At 41.3% G+C, this 19,431-nt stretch carries 22 protein-coding genes; 6 read left to right on the plus strand and 16 right to left on the minus strand.

Features of this window, described 5'->3' with window-relative positions:
- Window positions 1-49 precede the first annotated feature (49 nt).
- The 4 genes from C6W21_RS07320 to rpmG form a co-directional block, all read right to left on the minus strand.
- The gene (locus C6W21_RS07320; RefSeq protein WP_106049821.1) at window positions 50-1,588 is read right to left on the minus strand and encodes a rhomboid family intramembrane serine protease; all 1,539 of its coding nucleotides are present in this window, start codon (window positions 1,586-1,588) and stop codon (window positions 50-52) included.
- An 86-nt stretch (window positions 1,589-1,674) separates the two neighbouring features.
- Window positions 1,675-1,848, minus strand: coding sequence for a hypothetical protein (locus C6W21_RS18995; RefSeq protein WP_189318152.1), 174 nt, complete (start codon window positions 1,846-1,848; stop codon window positions 1,675-1,677).
- Between the two features lie 357 nt (window positions 1,849-2,205).
- Window positions 2,206-2,766: a 5-formyltetrahydrofolate cyclo-ligase gene (locus tag C6W21_RS07325; RefSeq protein WP_106049822.1), complete on the minus strand. Its 561-nt coding sequence runs from the start codon at window positions 2,764-2,766 to the stop codon at window positions 2,206-2,208.
- A gap of 48 nt (window positions 2,767-2,814) precedes the next feature.
- A complete protein-coding gene (gene rpmG, locus C6W21_RS07330; protein WP_008360061.1) occupies window positions 2,815-2,964 on the minus strand; it encodes a 50S ribosomal protein L33 in 150 nt (49 codons plus the stop codon).
- 430 nt (window positions 2,965-3,394) lie between these two features.
- Here rpmG and C6W21_RS07340 point away from each other — a divergent pair, with 430 nt between their 5' ends.
- Complete coding sequence (locus tag C6W21_RS07340) at window positions 3,395-3,742, plus strand: hypothetical protein (protein WP_003217285.1); 348 nt, start codon at window positions 3,395-3,397, stop codon at window positions 3,740-3,742.
- On the plus strand, window positions 3,739-4,239 hold the full coding sequence (locus C6W21_RS07345) for an endolytic transglycosylase MltG (RefSeq protein ID WP_106049824.1): 501 nt from the start codon (window positions 3,739-3,741) through the stop codon (window positions 4,237-4,239). Before C6W21_RS07340 ends, C6W21_RS07345 begins: the two co-directional genes overlap by 4 nt.
- Before the next feature lie 42 nt (window positions 4,240-4,281).
- Here C6W21_RS07345 and pstB (C6W21_RS07350) read toward each other — a convergent pair whose 3' ends face one another.
- From pstB (C6W21_RS07350) to C6W21_RS07390, 9 genes are all read right to left on the minus strand, one after another.
- Window positions 4,282-5,064 carry a phosphate ABC transporter ATP-binding protein PstB gene (gene pstB, locus C6W21_RS07350; protein WP_106049825.1) on the minus strand — a complete coding sequence of 261 codons (783 nt, stop codon included), beginning with the start codon at window positions 5,062-5,064 and terminating at the stop codon, window positions 4,282-4,284.
- 14 nt (window positions 5,065-5,078) lie between these two features.
- A complete protein-coding gene (gene pstB / locus C6W21_RS07355; protein WP_034661308.1) occupies window positions 5,079-5,891 on the minus strand; it encodes a phosphate ABC transporter ATP-binding protein PstB in 813 nt (270 codons plus the stop codon).
- 23 nt (window positions 5,892-5,914) lie between these two features.
- A complete protein-coding gene (gene pstA / locus C6W21_RS07360; protein WP_106049826.1) occupies window positions 5,915-6,799 on the minus strand; it encodes a phosphate ABC transporter permease PstA in 885 nt (294 codons plus the stop codon).
- Complete coding sequence (gene pstC, locus C6W21_RS07365) at window positions 6,799-7,725, minus strand: phosphate ABC transporter permease subunit PstC (protein WP_106049827.1); 927 nt, start codon at window positions 7,723-7,725, stop codon at window positions 6,799-6,801. Before pstC ends, pstA begins: the two co-directional genes overlap by 1 nt.
- A 79-nt stretch (window positions 7,726-7,804) precedes the next feature.
- A complete protein-coding gene (locus C6W21_RS07370) occupies window positions 7,805-8,722 on the minus strand; it encodes a phosphate ABC transporter substrate-binding protein (protein ID WP_106049828.1) in 918 nt (305 codons plus the stop codon).
- A gap of 214 nt (window positions 8,723-8,936) precedes the next feature.
- Complete coding sequence (locus C6W21_RS07375) at window positions 8,937-11,072, minus strand: peptidoglycan D,D-transpeptidase FtsI family protein (protein ID WP_106049829.1); 2,136 nt, start codon at window positions 11,070-11,072, stop codon at window positions 8,937-8,939.
- 122 nt (window positions 11,073-11,194) lie between these two features.
- Complete coding sequence (locus tag C6W21_RS07380; RefSeq protein ID WP_106049830.1) at window positions 11,195-12,481, minus strand: MFS transporter; 1,287 nt, start codon at window positions 12,479-12,481, stop codon at window positions 11,195-11,197.
- Window positions 12,482-12,603: 122 nt separating this feature from the next.
- On the minus strand, window positions 12,604-13,212 hold the full coding sequence (sodA, locus tag C6W21_RS07385) for a superoxide dismutase SodA (RefSeq protein WP_007501264.1): 609 nt from the start codon (window positions 13,210-13,212) through the stop codon (window positions 12,604-12,606).
- A gap of 187 nt (window positions 13,213-13,399) precedes the next feature.
- The gene (locus tag C6W21_RS07390) at window positions 13,400-13,885 is read right to left on the minus strand and encodes a DUF456 domain-containing protein (protein ID WP_095285394.1); all 486 of its coding nucleotides are present in this window, start codon (window positions 13,883-13,885) and stop codon (window positions 13,400-13,402) included.
- Between the two features lie 143 nt (window positions 13,886-14,028).
- On the opposite strand from C6W21_RS07390, the gene C6W21_RS07395 reads away from it, so the two are divergent.
- A complete protein-coding gene (locus C6W21_RS07395; RefSeq protein WP_106049831.1) occupies window positions 14,029-14,799 on the plus strand; it encodes a DUF1189 domain-containing protein in 771 nt (256 codons plus the stop codon).
- Between the two features lie 53 nt (window positions 14,800-14,852).
- Here the strand turns inward: C6W21_RS07395 and C6W21_RS07400 are convergent, their stop codons facing one another.
- Window positions 14,853-15,398 carry a GNAT family N-acetyltransferase gene (locus C6W21_RS07400; protein ID WP_106050222.1) on the minus strand — a complete coding sequence of 182 codons (546 nt, stop codon included), beginning with the start codon at window positions 15,396-15,398 and terminating at the stop codon, window positions 14,853-14,855.
- A gap of 207 nt (window positions 15,399-15,605) precedes the next feature.
- Between C6W21_RS07400 and C6W21_RS07405 the strand changes: the two genes are divergently transcribed.
- Window positions 15,606-15,908: a hypothetical protein gene (locus C6W21_RS07405; RefSeq protein ID WP_106049832.1), complete on the plus strand. Its 303-nt coding sequence runs from the start codon at window positions 15,606-15,608 to the stop codon at window positions 15,906-15,908.
- Window positions 15,909-16,013: 105 nt separating this feature from the next.
- Entirely contained in the window at window positions 16,014-17,126 is a 1,113-nt protein-coding gene (gene ispG, locus C6W21_RS07410) for a flavodoxin-dependent (E)-4-hydroxy-3-methylbut-2-enyl-diphosphate synthase (protein WP_003217392.1), read from the plus strand.
- A gap of 43 nt (window positions 17,127-17,169) precedes the next feature.
- On the opposite strand, the gene C6W21_RS07415 is transcribed toward ispG, so the two are convergent.
- Window positions 17,170-17,532: a DUF308 domain-containing protein gene (locus C6W21_RS07415; protein WP_034661320.1), complete on the minus strand. Its 363-nt coding sequence runs from the start codon at window positions 17,530-17,532 to the stop codon at window positions 17,170-17,172.
- 139 nt (window positions 17,533-17,671) lie between these two features.
- On the opposite strand from C6W21_RS07415, the gene C6W21_RS07420 reads away from it, so the two are divergent.
- On the plus strand, window positions 17,672-18,250 hold the full coding sequence (locus C6W21_RS07420) for a 5' nucleotidase, NT5C type (protein WP_106049833.1): 579 nt from the start codon (window positions 17,672-17,674) through the stop codon (window positions 18,248-18,250).
- A gap of 218 nt (window positions 18,251-18,468) precedes the next feature.
- Here C6W21_RS07420 and C6W21_RS07425 read toward each other — a convergent pair whose 3' ends face one another.
- On the minus strand, window positions 18,469-19,386 hold the full coding sequence (locus C6W21_RS07425) for an ROK family protein (RefSeq protein ID WP_106049834.1): 918 nt from the start codon (window positions 19,384-19,386) through the stop codon (window positions 18,469-18,471).
- Window positions 19,387-19,431 lie beyond the last annotated feature (45 nt).

A 19,431-nucleotide genomic window follows, 5' to 3' on the forward strand; every position in this document is an offset into this window, starting at 1 on the left:
TCAACAGATAGGATAAGCGTATTCATAAATGCGCTTTCAGTCAAGTCATTCAACGTGCTTGCGTGTTTTCAATATATTGTTTCAGCTTTAAAAATTGATCATTTTTAGGATCTTGGTCTAACCCTTCCTCTATTAGATCCTCCGCTTTCGCTGTCTCTCCTTTTTCTACGTACAACAACGATAAATGATACAGTTTATTTGGGTCATCTGGATCTTTTTTAAGCGACTTTTGTAAAAATTGTATCGCTTTGTCAAGGTGGCCGAGCTGCGCTTCCGATAGTGCATATATATGGAGAGCCTCAGCTGATGCATCCTTTTGATGTACATATTCCTCTAAACGTTTACTTGCTTCGCTATAGTTCTTCTCATCAAATAGACTTGCTGCCTCACTTACTGCCGCCGCTTCCTTTTGATTGTCCGAATGAAACCCTGTATACAGCCCAAAACCGCCAATCAACAGTAGAACAACACTAGCAAGAAACATTTTGACAAGCTGCACCTGTTTAGGGAGCCGAACAGCTAAAGCAGCTAAAAAACCGCCAACCAGACCGCCAAGGTGCCCTGCATTATCAATACCTGATACAGTGAAGCCAATCCCTAAATTGATGACGATGATCACAATAATATTTGTCCCCATCGTTCGAAAGAAGAGCTTGCGGTTAGAGATTGCTAAATATAATAGTGCACCTAAGCAGCCAAAGATCGCACCTGATGCACCGGCAGCGATTGCCGTATTAAATACAAAGCTCGCAATGGAACCAAAAATGCCGGAAATGAAATAGATGAGCAAAAATCTCCCTGAGCCATAAATTCTCTCAACAGCCGCTCCGACAGACCAAAGAGCAAATGTATTAAAGAGTAAATGCGTCAAGCCAATGTGCAAAAACATTGGTGTAATCAGTCGCCACCATTCTCCATCTAAGATCAGCCCATTATTTTTAGCACCAAACGCTGTTAAAGTTGCCGTATTGGTACTTCCGCCAGATAGTTCAAGCAAAAGAAACATCACCACTTGAATAGCGATGAGCAAGTAGGTGAAAATTGGTCTGCCATTTTGAAAAACGGCCCGTTCTCGTTCACGCTGCTTTTCCTGATCATCAAATGCCTGAAGTACGTTCATTTTAAGCCGCATGACATCCCCAGCTGTGTCTCTCTTCGCCTCTTCTACATCCAATGTTACCGAGGTGTTCAGCCATTTTTGCAGCACGTTTACATCGTGTTGAAGAGTGTCTGCGTTCAGTAATACAGGTGTAACCGTCACCTTTTGTTTTTTTTGCGGCTGGCCGCTTAAGTCTTCCCAATCATCTACAGGATTGTCAGCTGTAAATTGGAGCTGCAAGAGATGAAGAGACCGTTTACGCATGGCCTCTCTCAGCTGATTCATCCGATACGTCTGCTCTTCGATATCTCGAACGATCTCCTGTCTAAAATTCACATCTTTTCTATATAGACGGATGAGATCATACCCTGAGTTTCGTGGTGCTTCAAAAAATATTTCATCTTCTGGATATGGACTTTGAATCATCTCGTACCCTTTTTGCCTTAATTCATCAACAACTCGCCAAAATAGACTATCTATGACATTCATTCATTCGCGCTCCATTTTTTACATTATTATAACAAGAATCGTTCATATCCGCATTTCTGAACAAAAAAATCCCGGCTTTTGCGGGATTAGAATGCTTGGCGAATAAATTTCGTCCGAAAATATGGAATTTTCATCAGCCACTTAATAAAAAAGTGACGCACTTGATTTTGACCTAAGATCAAATTCATCAGCCGATAACGATTTTGCACGAGAACGAATGCAAACAATGCGAACACAATGCTCCAAATCATTTTATTCATCATATTCCCTCCTATGTTCGTATCGTGGCTTAAATAGGATTTGTTTATGCATGAACCATCATTTTTATCGCTTTCAATGGTTCGTTTCATTAGCCGGCCTTCACAATCTAATCCCTTGTTTTTTTAATTGAATATAATAGACCTTTTCACACTCTGATTGATCATAAGAAACGTCAAATTGATGAAGGTCGATTAAATTTTTTGAAAGTATGAGGCAGCTGACAATTCCGCTCTAACTCTTCCATCTTGTGCGGGAAGTAACTGTCGTTTGGATTTGGTGTATGAACATATACAGCATCTGAACTGATGAAAGGATCTCAACACAAAAAGCCCGTTCATTGGACAATCAGCGGACTTTTACTCTTGATATAACGTACCTTTTTCACTGACAATCATAGACACTGGTATGTCGTGTGCTTCAGCCGGCACATGCCTGGTTTGCTGTAACGACAGACAAAGGGCAATGGTTACGCCGTGGTAGTCAGCTAAGTAGCGGTCATAATAGCCGCCCCCAAATCCAATCCGGTAGCCTTTTTGATCGAAGCATACCCCAGGCACAATGATTAAATCAATGGCTTCTTTATGTACAGCAGCCGACGCCTGAGGGTCTGGCTCCAATAGCCCAAAGTAGCTGGATGTCATCTTTGTTTCAAGTGTATATTCATAAAACTTCATCTCTTTTGTTTTCGGAAAACAGGTAGGTATACATACTGTTTTTCCTTCTTCCCACGCTTTTTCAATCAGAGGCATTGTCGGTATCTCTTTTCCTCTAGACATAGTCAAAGCGATCGTTTTCGCCTGTTTCCATGCTGGCAGCTGCAACAAGTGCTCATAAAGTAAAGCGGTGCTGCACTCAAATTCTTCAGCGCTTATCTGATCAAGCTTGGCTAATGTTTGAAGGCGAAGCTCCTTTTTCATACAGATCATCTCCCATCATAAAAAAACAGCAGGAAAATTCCCTGCTGCTTACTTTGTTTCACGATGTAAAGTTTGTTTTTTATCACGTGAGCAATACTTTTTGAATTCAACGCGATCTGGATTGTTTCGCTTATTCTTTTTAGTAATATAGTTACGCTCACCGCATTCAGTGCAAGCTAGAGTAATATTTACGCGCATATTTTTCCCTCCAAACTAAAATCAATTCACATTCAGACCTAACTATAATACCACTTCTAGCTTAGGAATGCTAGAATGTTTTTTCACCAATTTCATTTTGAGTGCATTCCGTCCGCGTTCTTTTACATATCGCACGGTTATGTCATGAAAAATCGTCTGCTCCCCTATAAAACCTGATCCTTTGTCGTACTGTATACATGAGACCCCTCTTCTCCCCGCCGCTTTCTTTTATTTTGACAGCGAGCAAGGTTTTCATACTCGTTTTACATATAAAAAGAAAAAAGATGAAAAAAAGGTGATTTTCTTCAGCAATTCCTTTTGAAACTAGCTTTTTTATGGTATAAAAAAGAAGGGTCGAAAACTGTCTGAAACAATCTTGAAAGCCTTTTATGGCTTTCAGCATTAAAATATGAATAAAAGGTGATGAAACATGGAAATTGCAATTATCGGATTGCTTGTTGTCAGTATTGTACTGATCGCATTCTCATATTTTCAAAGGGAGCCGATTAAAGAGGTCGAGCAGGAACTTGAAACACTTCAACTATCTGCAATGCAAGAAATCTATAAACTGAAAAAGAAAATGAAAGTGCTTGAAGAAGAATTACTTGAAACAAACATCGTCGTTCGCAAACATTCAGAAATTGATCCATCCATCGCAAGACAGATCATTTCAAAACATCAAAATGGCATGTCTCCTGAAGCCATTGCGCGCGCTGAGCATGTATCTGTAGAAGATGTCAACATGATCATTAAAGACAACGAGAGGGTGCTTGTATGACGAAAAAAAGCATCCAAACGTTTGCAGCAGGTATGATTCTTGCAACTGGGGTTCTCGCGATCGTCTTTTTCCTCACTGGAAAAGACGAGGCAGCAGCTGATACAACAACAAAAGAAACCCTCGCAGCGAAAGTAACAGACAATGACGTGAAAAACTATCTAGACTCCAAAAAAGAAGTCACTGTCAGCCGTGAAACGTACCAGCAGCTTCTGGACTATAAAGAAAAAGCGCTGAAGGCAAATGAAGACGGCGATTCTAAGAGTGATCAACAAAAAGCGGACAAGCCAAAAGGCAAATCGATCAAATTCGTGATTAAAAACGGTATGAGTACAAGTGATGTTTCAGACATGCTGGAAAAGGACGGCATCATCAACTCGTCTAAAGATTTTAATGATTACGTGATTGACGCCGGCTACCATAAAGAAATTCGTGCAGGCAAGTTCAATTTAAAAACAGGGATGACGTTCAAACAAATCGTCAAAGCCCTAACAAAATAACAACAAAACCCCCTGGCAGCACTGGCCTCCAGGGGGGTTTTATTATCCAAATCGACCAGATATATAATCATTCGTTCTTTGATCGTTTGGCTCAGAAAACATCACATTCGTATCATTGGCCTCAACAAGCTCCCCCATTAAGAAGAAGGCCGTTCGGTCTGATACCCTAGCCGCTTGCTGCATGTTATGCGTCACAATGGCAATCGTATATTTCTCTTTTAATTTCATAATCAATTCTTCAATCTTTAATGTTGAGACAGGATCAAGCGCTGATGTTGGTTCATCCATTAATAAGATATCTGGGCTTGTGGCAATGGCTCTTGCAATACAAAGACGCTGCTGCTGACCGCCAGAAAGACCTAGAGCGGGCGCACTTAATCGATCTTTCACTTCATCCCAAAGGGCAACATCTCGAAGCGCTTTTTCAGCGATTTCTTTCAATTGCTGCTTGCTCTTTACTCCGTGAATTCTTGGCCCGTATACGACATTATCAAAGATAGACTGAGGGAATGGATTCCCTTTTTGAAACACCATCCCGACATTTTTACGCAGCTCCACTAAATCGACACGGCCTTTTAAAATGTTGTCACCTTTATACATCATATCCCCGGTGATTTTAACACCTGGTACTGTTTTGACCATGAGATTTAACGTTTTAATAAACGTTGACTTTCCGCAGCCAGACGGGCCGATAATCGCTGTGACTTCATGCTCTCTAATAGCTAAGTCAATATGCTTCAGTGCATGATGCTGTCCATACCAAAGATTCATATCATTCACACGAAACACTTCTTTTTTTGCTGTTTCAGTTGCTACTGCATTCATCAAATCCACCCGCCTTATCCAAATCGACCATTGATATAGTCTTCTGTTTTTTGCTGCGCAGGACGTGTAAAGATACGTTCTGTGGCATCATATTCTACTAGATCTCCGTTTAAGAAAAAGGCCGTACGATCTGATACACGGAGCGCTTGCTGCATGTTGTGTGTCACAATGACGATTGAATAATCATTTTTTAATTCGCCTAATAGCTCTTCAATTTTCGCATTTGAGATGGGGTCTAGGGCAGAAGCCGGTTCATCTAATAGCAAGACACTAGGTTTCATCGCAAGTGTACGGGCAATACAAAGTCGCTGCTGCTGACCGCCTGACAATGACAAAGCAGATCGGTGCAGACGATCTTTGACCTCATCCCATAGAGCCGCCTTTGTTAAGCTTTCCTCAACCGCATCATCAAGCACAGATTTTCTTTTTTCCCCGGCATACTTTAACGCATGAGTAATGTTATTATAGATCGATTTAGGAAATGGATTTGGCTTTTGGAAGACCATACCGATTTCTCTTCTTAAATTCACCACGTTAATGCGGTCATCCAAAATATTTAACCCTTCGTACATGATCGCTCCTTCACTTCTCGCACCTGGAATCAAGTCGTTCATGCGGTTAATACTGCGTAAAAAGGTAGACTTCCCGCAGCCAGATGGGCCGATTAATGCAGTAATCGCATTCTTCTCAATTTCGAATGAAATGTGATTGACCGCTCTTTTTTCACCATAATAAATGCTTAAATCCTGCACCTGTAAAATCTGTTCCGCTTGAAGTGGAGCCTTTTTTGCTGCAATCTCTTTTTTTTCTGCTAGCATTTGAACCATATCCCCTTCACACCTCTCTCACATTATTTTGATGTAAGCTTTTTATGAATAAATGAACCAAGCCATCTAGCTGCTAAGTTGAACAATAAGACTGACAGCACAAGTACGGCTGATGCACCATTTGCTATGGCCTCTGCATCTGGAATGATTCCTTGTGTATTGACGTTCCATATATGAACGGCTAAAGTTTCTGCCGGTCTAAAAACATTCAGCGGTGACGTAACAGAAAATGGACTCCAGTTTGTAAAATCAAGACGCGGTGTTGTGAGACCTGCTGTGAAAAGAAGTGCAGCCGCCTCCCCAAAGACTCTTCCTGATGCTAAAATCGCACCGGTAATAATAGAAGGAATCGCACCTGGAATAAGGACCGTCTTCACTGTATGCCACTTCGTTACACCAAGCGCAAGTGATGCTTCCTTTTGATCCTTCGGTACAGAGCGAAGCGCATCTTCTGTCACCCTGACCATCACCGGCAGGTTAAACACAGTGAGCGCAAGAGCTCCTCCAATGATCGTATAGCCCCAGCCTGTTAAATTCACAAACATGAGTAAACCAAACATCCCAATGACGATAGACGGTAGTGAAGACAGCACTTCAATACATGTACGAATAAAATCTGTGACTTTGTTTTGAGGCGCATACTCTGCCATATACACTCCGCCGCCGACGCCAAGCGGGACTGTGATCAGCATCGTAATAAACAAAATATAAAACGAGTTAAACAGCTGATCCCTGATGCCGCCGCCAGAGCCAATCGCACTTGAGCGAGTTGTCAAAAAGTCAAAGTTTAATTCTTTTGCACCGTTGAAAATGATATAAGAAAACAAACCAACGAGGATCGCCGTAATAATGGCGGCACATAATCCAAAAACAAACGTGGCAAAACGATCGGTCATTTTGCTATTCATTAAACCTTCCTCCTAGACGACAAGTATCTGATAACAAGTATGAACATAAATGATACAACTAGAAGGACAAGTCCCATTGACCAAAGTGTATTGTTCTCAACACTTCCATACGTTGTGTGACCCATGTTTAACGTAATAATGGTTGTTAATGTACCAGCTGTATCCATAATGCTCTCTGGTAAATTACGTGTGTTTCCAATGACCATCTGAACAGCAAGGGCTTCTCCAAATGCTCTAGCCATTCCAAGAACAACAGCTGTCATTAATGTTGGCAGAGCTGCCGGTACAAGTACACGTCTAATCGTTTGCCATCTTGTTGCGCCTAGTGCATACGATCCCTCACGTAAACTTTTTGGAAGTGAAGCCATTGCATCAGTCGCAATGGATGTAACGGTTGGCAGTATCATAATAGACAGGACGATCGTTCCTGCTAACACGCTATGCCCTGAGCCGCTTGACTTGAAATGTCCGATAAACGGCACCAATACTGTAAGACCTATGAATCCGTAAACAACGGATGGAATCCCTACAAGCAATTCAATGACTGGCTGGAGAATTTTACGTCCCCAAGCAGGTGCAATTTCTGTCATAAAGATTGCGCCTGCGATGCCTAGCGGCGCTGCAATGAGTGCCGATAGGAGTGTGACGGCGATTGATCCAAAGATAAAAGGAAATGCGCCGTACTGCGGGTTTTCTGCTGTTGGGTTCCAATTGATACTGGTTAAGAACTCAATTGGGCTTACACCATTTATGATGAAAGATTGTAAACCCTTAATGCCAAGGAAGATGGTGATGGCGATGGATACAGCAATCATTAAGAATGCGCAGAATCTCACCAAAATACTTCCTCTTACTTCATCCATTTGCCTATTTTTCTTCGAGCTGATCAGTCGATCGCTCGCTTCTGTATGTTCTATCTGCTTCATCTTTTTCTACACTCCTATGAATGTCATAAAAGGAAAAGTGAAAAGCTCCACTTTTCCTTCATCAGCAATTCAAGACCTCTTACTTATCTGTTTGTTTGCCTGTTGCGTCTCTTTCTACTTTCATATTAGAAACTGAGATGTAGCCTTGGTCTTTGACGATTTCTTTTTGTACTTCATCACTCATGAGGTAATCTAAGAATTGTTTTGCTAGACCATCCGGATCACCTTTTGTATAAGAATGCTCGTAAGCCCAAATTGTATATTTACCGCTTTCTACATTGCTTTCTTCCGGTTTCACACCATCAATGCTAAGCGGTGTAATTTTGTCATCTGTTAAATAAGAGAATGCTAGGTATCCAATCGCACCTGGTGTTTCTGCAATCAGTTTTTTCACTGTGTTTGAAGAATCTTCTGTGATTCCTTCTGCAGGTGTTGCACCATCAAGTGCATATTTCACAAATGTTGCACGAGTCCCTGAAGAGTCAGGTCTGTTCACAAGCGTGATTTTTTGGTCTTTCCCGCCAAGCTCTTTCCAGTTTTTGATTTTACCAGTGAAGATCTTTTTCAATTCGTCCTTTGTGATGTCTTTGACACCAACTTCAGGGTTTACAGCTGCGGCCATTCCAACAACCGCTACTTTGTGGTCTTTTAAAGCTTTTGCGTCGATTCCGTCTTTCTCTTCTGCGAATACATCTGAGTTACCAATTTGTACAGATCCTTCTGAAACTTGAGAAAGTCCTGTACCTGAACCGCCGGCTTGTACTTGAATATCGGCTTTTGGATGTTTATCCATGAATTTTTCTGCTGCCGCAAGAACTAAAGGCTGCATCGCAGATGATCCTGAGATGGTAATGGAACCTGATGCCTCATCTTTGTTTGAAGCATTTCCTTTACTGTCTTTTGAATCTCCGCTTGAGCTGCTGTTTCCGCATGCTGTGACGAATGCTAACAATGCGATAGTAAGGAAAGTAAGCAGCCATAATTTGTTCTTTTTCATTTCAAGAATACCCCCTGAATAATTTGTCCTACGAGTAATACATTAAAGGTTCTTTATTAATTTCGTTTAAATGGAATGTTAAGGTTTTGTAAATGTCGAAGTTTTGTAGAGATCTTGCGATGTTTTTTATGCATTTTGTCAATTTATCTCGAAAAATTTGAAGAAAACGTAAAAAAACGCCCACAAAAAGTGAGCGTTTTTACCTAGAAAAGGTCTAGTCATTTGTTTCTGCTTCATTTTCAATTTTATTTTTGTTCTTCGCTTGTGTATCATTGCTTTCCTGTTTTGATTTCAGCTCAAAGTACTTGTCTAATACTTGTTCACCGATATCATTTGTAATTGGATAGCGCTGGTTGTAGTCTTGATACACCCACGGTACAACGACGGAAATGGCCACTTCTGGATTATCAGCAGGCGCATACGCAACAAGTGTGGTGTTATACGTCGGTGTGCCGCGTTTGCTTTTAATTGGGCCGTCATAGAATGATTGAGCGGTCCCTGTTTTGCCAGCTGGGTTGTACTTTTTGTTGCCAAAGTTCGAATAGGCTGTCCCTCTTGGATTCTGCATAACAAGCTTGAAGCCTTGCTGAACACGCTTGATCTCTTCACTTGTCATGTCTAGCTTATTCAATACGTCTGGTTTGACGGATTCTGTCACAGCGCCAATGCCGCGCTGCGGATCTGGCTCTCTCACTTCTTTGACAAGCTGCGGACGTAAACGATATCCGCCATTGGCAACTGTTGAAACGTATTGCGCCATTTGCAGCGGTGTAAACGTATCATACTGTCCAATTGAATAGTCAAGCAGGAGACCAGATTGTGTAGACGTTCCCCGATAGCCCGTTGCTTCGTTTGGCAGGTCAATCCCTGTTTTGACCCCAAGACCAAATTTACTGAAATTATAGCGGAACGTATCAAATGCTTTCGTATCGATTGGGAGCGGCTGGTTCTTACGATACTCCCCTTTTCCAATGGCGATCGCTGTTTTGAACATATACACGTTTGATGAACGCTCGAGTGCCGTTAAATCATTAACAAGCCCCATATTTTGGTAGGATTTCTTTGGCGGTGACTGTGCGATATACAGCGGTTCATCGTACTGGGTACTTCCAATGTGAAGCACGCCTGTTTTATATCCCGTCAGAACAGTTGCCCCTTTTACGGCTGAGCCCATCGCATAAGATGATGTCATCGTTCCTAATGCGTAGTCATCAAATTTGTATTTTCCGTTTTTGTTTGAAATCTGTTTCCCCGCAACTGAGAGAACTTCTCCATTTCTCGGGTCCATCATGACAACAAACGCGCGGTCAAGAAGCTCTGTTCCGCCTCTTTGTTTCGCACTTCTCAAGTTCTTTTCAACGATTTTTTCAACCGCTTTTTGCAGCTGAATATCGATGGTGAGCACAAGGTCTTTCCCGCTCTTTCCTTCTGTTAGCACTTTAGAGCTTGTCACATTGCCCTCTTTATCGGTTGTGCTCTGTTCTTTTTCCTTTTGGCCTTGCAGGACATCTTCATATTGATATTCTAGATAGCTTTTTCCCACACGGTCATTTCGGCTGTAGCCGAGCGATAAATAATGTTCAAGAAGTGACTGCGGAAGTCCTTCATCACTTGAAGATACACTGCCGAGCATACTGCGGAGCAGTCCTTTATACGGATAGCTGCGTGACCAGTCTGTCGTGACATCCACACCTGGCAGCTCGTCCAAATGCTCAGAGACGTAAGCAATTTCACTTGGCTTCACATCTTCATTTTTAATGAATTGAGGCGTAAGTGCATAGCCTGCATCCATTTGTCTTTTAATCGCAAGCACTTGTAAGTCTTTTTTCGTCAGTTGATTTAATTCCTTGTCCGTGATGCGTTTCAGCTGAAGCTCATATAATTTATCATCAGCGACCTTATCGTCACCCTTTAATTCAGATTCCTTTTGAACAAGCTTTTTCGCTTCATTCGGATGCGTTAAGATCCAGAAATCTTTTTTGTCACGATCTGTGATTTTTTTCGTACTCACATGAATCATATCCGCCAATTTTGTTGCCACTTTGAGCCGCTCTTCTTGTGAAGTCGTCGAGGTTCTCGTATATGTAATGGCATTTAGCGCTTTATTGCTGACAATCGTATTATAGTTTCGATCGTAAATTTTTCCGCGCGGAGCAGATGAGCTGACATTCACATCCTCTTGTTTTTCTGCCTGCTTTTTATAATCTTCTCCATTGACAATTTGTACAAATCCGAGTCTTACAACAACACCGGTAAAAATAATAAACGCAGCTAAAAATAGTAAATTCAGCCGAAGTGGAAGTGTTTTGCGCCCTTCCTTCGCGTCTTTTTTGTTTTTCTTGTTTCTCATCACATCACCTTTTCTATCAAGAAAGAAATGGCACCCCTTTTTGTGTATAAAAGGTGCCATCATCATTTTAGCGGTTTTTCTATGATTTATCTAGAATTTTGATGTTCCATTGGTCAGAAATTTTACCTTTCTCCCTTAATAAGGTTCGTGTGAGTAACTGGCTTTTGACCGTCAGCCTCTTTCATATCAGCTGTTTTTTCTTTTAAATGAATATCTTTTACAAAATAATAAATGAGGGTGTGCCCCGCTCCAAGCACAACAAGAGATGCAGGAATCCCGAGCTCATCACCCAGTAAGGTGACAGACAGAAGAAACAACACAATGGAACAAATACGGCCAGCATTTAAAAACAGCTCCCTGACCACAATATATTCAATTCGGGCTTTCCTTGCATACCTTGCATGACCAATAACATCGTATGTTAAGGATACATATGGAACAAGCAGAAGCGGGTATCCTATCGCAATGGCTACCGCATACATGAGAAGTGATACATAGGACAAGTGAAAGACGATTAAGAACAAGGCGCCGTATAAAATCAGCCCGCCAAGCATAATGGCTTTCTTTCGCCACTTTTTCTTAATCAAACGTGTAGCGAAGAAATAAGCGAAAAAGGCAACACCTGAGTTTACTAAACCAAACGTCCCGAGAGCAAGTTCACTGTTTGTTGCAATAAACACAAAGACACTGATTAAGAAGACAAAGACCCCTTCACGAAGCCCTTGAAAAAAGTGAGCTGTTGTAATCTTACGCCAATTTTCGTCGGCATGGCGTTCTTTCCATATTTGCTTGATGATAAATTTCCCTTTTGACTGCCTTCTCTTGAGGAAAAAGCTCATCACAACCGCTAATGAAAACAAAATTAGTGATAAAGTAAAAATCACTGTATAGCCCGTATCATCTGTTAATTGAGAAATGACAATACCCGCGATCAGTGGACCGATCATGCCAGCTGTAGAGGTGAGGACTCCTAGAAATCCATTAAAGAAGTCTCTTGTTTCAGGCTCTGTGATTTCAAAGGTGAGGACGTTAAAAGCAAGCCAATAAAAACCATAGCCGATCCCAAGGACACTCCCTAACAAAACAAGCCGCGCCGCCGCATGTTCTCCTGCTATTAAAACGATTAAGTAAAAAGCTGCTAAGAAGATCACACCAAAACGAAGAACAAACGCCCGATCTATTTTTTTAGCGAGCCGACCAGCGAATAAAAACGTAATGGGCTGAAGCACAACAATAGCCAGATTGTAAATCGCAAGATCCGTGAATTTCCCAGACTGTTTCCATAAATACACGTTTACAAACGTATTTGAAAGCGCAATAGCAAGTGCATATAATCCGCCAATCGTGAGGAGGAGCATTAAATCTCTTGTAACATCCATGTCCCCGAACATTTTCTTTAATCTGCTCATATATTTCATTCTCCTTTTCTACACAATAGTCTGTCTCATCAAAAGGCAGATATGTAAAAAAAGGAGGGAAAATATAAAAAGACCTGCTTCTCTAAAGAGCAGATCTTTTCAAATCAAATGATTTATTTAGCTTCGCTGTAAAGGCGAGCCACTTCATCCCAGTTCACAACATTCCAGAAAGCTGAAATGTAATCAGGACGACGGTTTTGGTAGTTTAGGTAGTAAGCATGCTCCCAAACGTCAAGTCCTAGAATTGGTGTTTTTCCTTCAGTTAAAGGAGAATCTTGGTTTGGTGTGCTTGTGATTTCAAGTTTGCCATTGTTCACAACAAGCCATGCCCAACCAGAACCAAAGCGTCCTGCAGCTGCTGCAGCGAAATCAGATTTGAATTTTTCAAATCCGCCTAATTCTTTTTCGATTGCATCTGCAAGTTCACCAGTAGGTGCGCCGCCACCGTTTGGTGAAAGAAGCGTCCAGAATAATGAGTGGTTAGCATGTCCTCCGCCATTGTTACGTACAGCTGTACGAATGTTTTCAGGCACAGAGTTTAGATTAGCCACTAGCTCTTCGATTGATTGATCTTCAAGAGCTGATACACCTTCGATTGCTTTGTTTAAGTTTGTTACGTATGTGTTGTGGTGTTTTGTGTGGTGAATCGTCATTGTTTCCTTGTCGATATGTGGTTCTAATGCATCGTAAGCATATGGTAATTCTGGAAGTTTAAAAGCCATGGTTAATTTCCTCCTTAGAAATGTATGTACTGAAATGCTTCCTTAGGTCGTAAGCAAGCAATTCAACCTACTCAAAGAGTATCAAAAGAATTGGCTTGTTTCAATGTTATTGCTCATGATCTGAAACATTTCAGTGTTTATTTTGTATTTAGCCCTTTAGAAAAAGTTTTAAACTCCCTTTTTCTATTTAGCGAAGGACATAAAATAAAAAGATGCCCAGCATCAGCGCTTGAATCAATCCTTTGGCAAATACACCTGATATAAATCCGATTAATGAGCCTAATCCTACTTTCACACTCGTCTTCACATCTTTTTGATGGACAAGGAGCTCTGCAATAACACTTCCGATAAATGGACCAATGATAATTCCTGCAATGGGAATCACAAAAGGACCAACTAATAACCCAATGGTGCTTCCCCAAATGGCTGCGCGGCTGCCGCCAAAACGCTTGACCCCAATGAGGTTTGAGACATAATCTGCCGCAAATAATACCGCGGTAAATACGGCTTGAATGAGCCAAAACGTCAGTGTCAGCGGCTCGAAGCTGAAAAAGAAACCATATAGAATAAACCCAAGAACCATAAAAACAACACTAGGAATAATTGGATAGACAAGTCCAACAAACGCAATGATAAATGCACAAATAACCAGAATCCAATACAGCACGTCCAAGTCACAGCCGCCTCCTTTTTATATGCTGTATACATTATGCCTCATTCCATCTATCTTAACCAGCGATGAAGGCCATACTTGTACTTGATAGATAGACATTGATACAATATGAGAAATAGAAAAGAATGTAGGAAGTGAATTGATTGAACGTATTTAAACTATTGTTAAAAGGCATTTATTCACCAAAAGATATTGCTAAAGCACGGTTTACAGGGATTGGAAAAGCGATTTTATTCATTTTTATCCTTTCGATCATCGCAGCAGTTCCTCAGGGCTATCATATGAGTCAAGAGATCTCGAATGCGATGTCAGGATTTCAGCATGTGATCAAAAAAGATTTACCTGATTTCTCAATCGAAAAAGGAAAGCTTCAAGCAGATCAAAGTGCACCGATAGAAAAAGAAGAAAACGGGATTACGATCATCTTTGATCCTGCTGAAAAAATAAAAGCAAGTGAGCTTGAATCCAAGCAAACGGCCATTGCTTTATTAAAAGAAAAAGCAGTGATTGCCATTGATGGCCAAATGACAGATATCCCTTACCAGCTGCTTGGCGGAACGCTGACAAAAGACGAACTCGCCCGCGTCACAAATCAGAATCAAGCGATTATTATCCCAGTCATCTGCGTGCTGCTGTATCTATCAACTGCGGCTCTCATGTTCATTAGTGCAACATTCCTTGCGATGCTTGGTACATTTATTAAACGCATGCAGCAAAAAGAGCTGTCTTTCCAAATGCTATGGAAGCTCTCCGCTTATTCACTCACATTAACAACGGTCTTTTTCGCCATCATGAGTGCATTAAACACGCCTGTTGCGAACTCATTTTTATTAAATTGGGTCATTAACTTTATCTTCTTATATCTCGTCGTAAAGGAAATACCCGCTAAACATAAACCACTTGTCAAAAATTAATGAGTAAATGAAAGCTCCCCCAACTTGGAGGAGCTTTTATGTATGTTCATGCTCTATGATTCATTTGGATGAATGATCGCAAACAAATAATGATCCTCCCACACGCCATCAATCTTTACTTTTTTACGATTCAGTCCCTCATTTTCAAAACCTGTCTTTTCAAGCACACGAATGGAACCCATATTATCCGGCTTTACTCCAGCCTCAATACGATGAAGGTGCAGTTCATTAAAGGCATAATCGATGATTAAACGAATGGCTTCTGTCATATACCCTTTCCCGCCATGCCTTTCATCAAGTACATACCCCAGCCATGCTCCTTCTACCGGGCCTCTTACGACAGAACTTAATGAGATCGTCCCAATTAAAGCATCTGTTTCATTTAAGAAAATACCATGCATGTAAGCTTCATCCTGCGCACATCTTTCCACACTGCGCTGAATTCGTTCAATTTGACGAGATAACGTAAAAAAATCATCTTTGACTAAAGGTGTAAATTGCTGAAAATATGAGCGATTCTCAAGTTCAAGTGTTAATAGTGATTGTGCATCATTTTCTGTTAGCGTCCTCACATATATATGCAGACTTATTTTCTTCATAAACTCTCCCCTTTCTTTTATTTTATCATAATGATCATAGAAGCTTGAAAAAAGCACCGCCAAGCGTAAAACAAAGTGTTTTTTCAATTCATTACAAGACTCACTAGAACTAACTAGAACCACCCTTTCCAGCTTTTCTCCTCATTTTAGTTCTATCATTTCAGGACATGCATAGACTGAAGTAAACTCTTAAAAGCGGTGAGTGAAATGCGGCGTATTATTTTTTTACTAATCAGTTTGTTTGTCCTCTTTATTATCTTTTTTGATTTAAAAAATGGCACCATCCCTGTTGAGGAAGGTCCTGCTGTTCCTGCAAATGCCTTTCAAACAGCTGAGAGAAAAGCCTATAAGAATGTGACTGTGAAACAAGGAGAAACCGTCGTCTCCATCGTCCATACAAGCAAGCCACTTGATGAAGTCATTGAAGATTTTGAAGAGCTGAATCAAGGCGTCAAAGCAAACGAAATTCGGGCAGGCAGCACATATAAGTTTCCGGTGTATAAGAGATAAAACGTTAATTCCTTGTCATTCATACAAAGAGACTGTTACAATATGAACTGTAAAACAAGACGTACATGGCAAATGATTGCTTGTACACTAAGGAGCGATTGACAAGTGAGTGAAGTCACACATCGTACTAAAACGCGTCCCGTCAAAGTGGGACCTTTAACTATAGGTGGAAATAATGAGGTTGTCATTCAAAGTATGGCAACAACCAAAACACATGACGTCGAAGCGACAGTAGCTGAAATTAAGCGTCTTGAAGAAGCAGGCTGTCAAATTGTGCGTGTCGCATGCCCAGACGAGCGTGCAGCAAATGCGATTGCGGATATTAAAAAACAAATCAACATCCCGCTTGTTGTCGATATTCATTTTGACTACAAGCTTGCACTGAAAGCCATTGAAGCAGGTGCAGACAAAATTCGAATCAACCCAGGAAACATCGGAAGACGAGAAAAAGTCGAAGCTGTTGTGAAAGCAGCAAAAGAAAAAGGCATTCCAATCCGTATTGGGGTAAACGCTGGTTCATTAGAGAAAAAAATTCTTGATAAATACGGCTACCCAACAGCAGATGGCATGGTCGAAAGTGCACTGCATCACATTAAAATTCTAGAAGATCTAGATTTTCATGATATCATCGTCAGCATGAAAGCATCTGATGTAAACCTAGCAATTGAGGCGTACGAAAAAGCGGCAAAAGCGTTTGACTACCCTCTTCACCTTGGGATTACTGAATCAGGTACGTTATTTGCAGGTACAGTCAAAAGTGCAGCTGGTCTCGGCGCTATCTTAAATATGGGGATTGGGAACACACTTCGCATCTCATTAAGTGCTGATCCAGTTGAGGAAGTGAAAGTAGCGCGTGAATTGTTGAAATCATTTGGTCTTGCAGCAAATGCAGCAACACTGATCTCTTGCCCAACTTGTGGCCGAATTGAAATTGACCTCATTAGCATTGCAAATGAAGTCGAAGAATATATCTCCACTATTAAAGCACCGATTAAAGTAGCTGTTCTCGGCTGCGCTGTAAACGGCCCAGGTGAAGCGCGTGAAGCTGACATCGGAATTGCCGGCGCTAGAGGCGAAGGCCTATTGTTCCGTAAAGGTGAAATTGTTCGTAAAGTACCAGAAGAAACAATGGTCGAAGAACTAAAAAAAGAAATCGATAAAATCGCTGAAGAGCATTATGCAAAAATGGAAGCTGAAAAAGCAAAAGCGAACGCATAACAAAAAACGCCTGACGTCACTGTCAGGCGTTTTTCTGTTCTTGTTAAAAGAACGGAGTGATAAATATGCCAAGGATGACGGAAACAATTCCGATCCCGATTGACCACGCGCCAAGCGCATGTGCTCCTTTTCTTCTTGCAATATAACCAACGACGATTGCCGCTACTCCTAATAGCACCGGCAAGACAAATAGTGAGATAATCGCAATCGCGAGTGCTGTATAGCCTATCCCCTTACTGCCTGAATCGTCACCTGCTTGGTCACGTTCTCGTCTGTCTACTCGATCTCTTGAAGCCTGATATGGCTCTGCAATTTCAGCAGCTGTTTCCTCTAGATAGCCATCATCATTACTAAAGTGTGTATCGATTTCACGATCATTTCTTCTGAAATCTTCGTCTCTTTCCATGATCAATTCCCCCTTTTGGTTAATAGAAAGGAGCTTTTTTAGTATGAGCAAAAATGTCTGTTTCATGTTTGCTAAAACTTGCTGGAATTGTGAATTGATTATGTTACACTTTAAGAGTATAAAAATGAGGAGTGTGGGCATGTTACGTTTAGGAATTGATATAGATGGCACAGTGACGGCGCAGGACACCTTTGTTCCCTATTTAAATGAGTCGTTCCAATGTGCCATGACACTAGATGATATGACAGAATATGATTTGACGAAGCTTTTAAATATTTCTCAAGAAGAATTTTGGGGCTGGATGAATCAGCATGAGCCTCTAATATATAAACAGGCAAAGCCTGCTAAAGATGCAAAAGAAATTCTTGATCAAATGAAACATCAACATAGACTGATTTATATTACAGCAAGAAGGCAACATCACGCGGATATCACCTACGAGTGGTTTCACAAACATCACTTGCACTATGATGACATTGAGCTGGTTGGCGGTCATCATAAGCTCGAAGCTGTTCAAAAGCACAAGATTGATGTGTTTTTCGAGGATCATCATGGGAATGCCACGATGATTGCAAAAGAGGCTGACATTCCGGTTATTCTTTTTAACTCCCCTTATAATCAAATGCCCATTGACGACAGGATTATTCGCGTGAACAACTGGCAGGAAGCGTCTCAATGGATCAAACAATACGAGCAGCTTTTGGAAACTGCTTATTAATGTAGAAAAGCCGATACTCTAATGTATCGGCTCAGATTATTGACAAAGGGCTTAAATGATCTTTATTTAGCCCTTTATCTTCTTTTCAGCGTGATTGAAAACCTTTGAAGTCTAGGAAGGACAGCTACTTTTGCGGAGCGAATTTGACATTCGTGAGCACCAGCGCGCAGGACTGCGGGCGAATGCGAGGGTTTGTCTACATGCTGAAACCGATACGCTTAATGTATCGGCTTTTTGGATGGAACAAGCTGACCTTCTTTCATGAGAAAATGGTACAGTGCTCCCTTCATGCCTGCCTGATTCAAGTAGTAGCACGTTTCCAGCTTCACCTGAATGTTCTTCCACGCATGCAGTGTATGTAAATGTTTCTCAATGCTTGATAGTAAATCCGGTCTTGCACTTACGCCGCCGCCAATGAGAATCTTCTCTGGATTAAGAACAGTTGCTACATTGTAAATGCCAATGGCGATTCGCTTGTACCACAGATCCACCAGTTTTTCAATGGACGGATCGTGTCTTGCCTTTTCAAAAATTTCTTGACCGTCTATTTGAGTACTTTGCGGAATGCCTTGCTTTTCTTTATAGCTGCGAATTAATCCAGCCGTTGAAGCACTGCTGTTGAGTGTTGTAAATTGTCCATTTTCTGTCTCTGTCAGCATCATGCCAAATTCACCGCCGCGGAAGGAAGCCCCGCGCACAAGCTGACCGCCAGCGAAAAGACCACCGCCAACACCTGTGCCAATTGTCATACAAATAAAGCTGTCACAATCTTTCGCATGGCCACTATATTTTTCTGCAAGAGCTGCACAGTTCGCATCATTTTCTACCTCAACACGAAGAGATGTTTTCTCTTCTAAAAGTGTTTTTACATTTTGACCATTTAAGGCGATGATCGCTCCTGCAAATTCCGTATAACCTATTTCACTGTCCACAAAGCCCGGAAGACTAATGGCGACCCCGCTGACATCCGACGTTCTCTGATATTGCTTGACCACATCCGCCATAGCTTCTAAAAACGGTTCAAGCTGCCGGCAATTCGTTTGATAGTCACCGCTTGTAACCAGCTCCCCATCCTGATCCATTAATCCATGTTTTGTTCTCGTCCCGCCTACATCGAACACGACATAATACGTCACTTTTGTCCCCTCCCTATACTTCAAAAGACGCAAATTGCTGCATCA

The sequence above is a fragment of the Bacillus sp. NMCN1 genome (assembly GCF_002998085.1).
In the GTDB taxonomy this organism is placed as follows: domain Bacteria; phylum Bacillota; class Bacilli; order Bacillales; family Bacillaceae; genus Bacillus.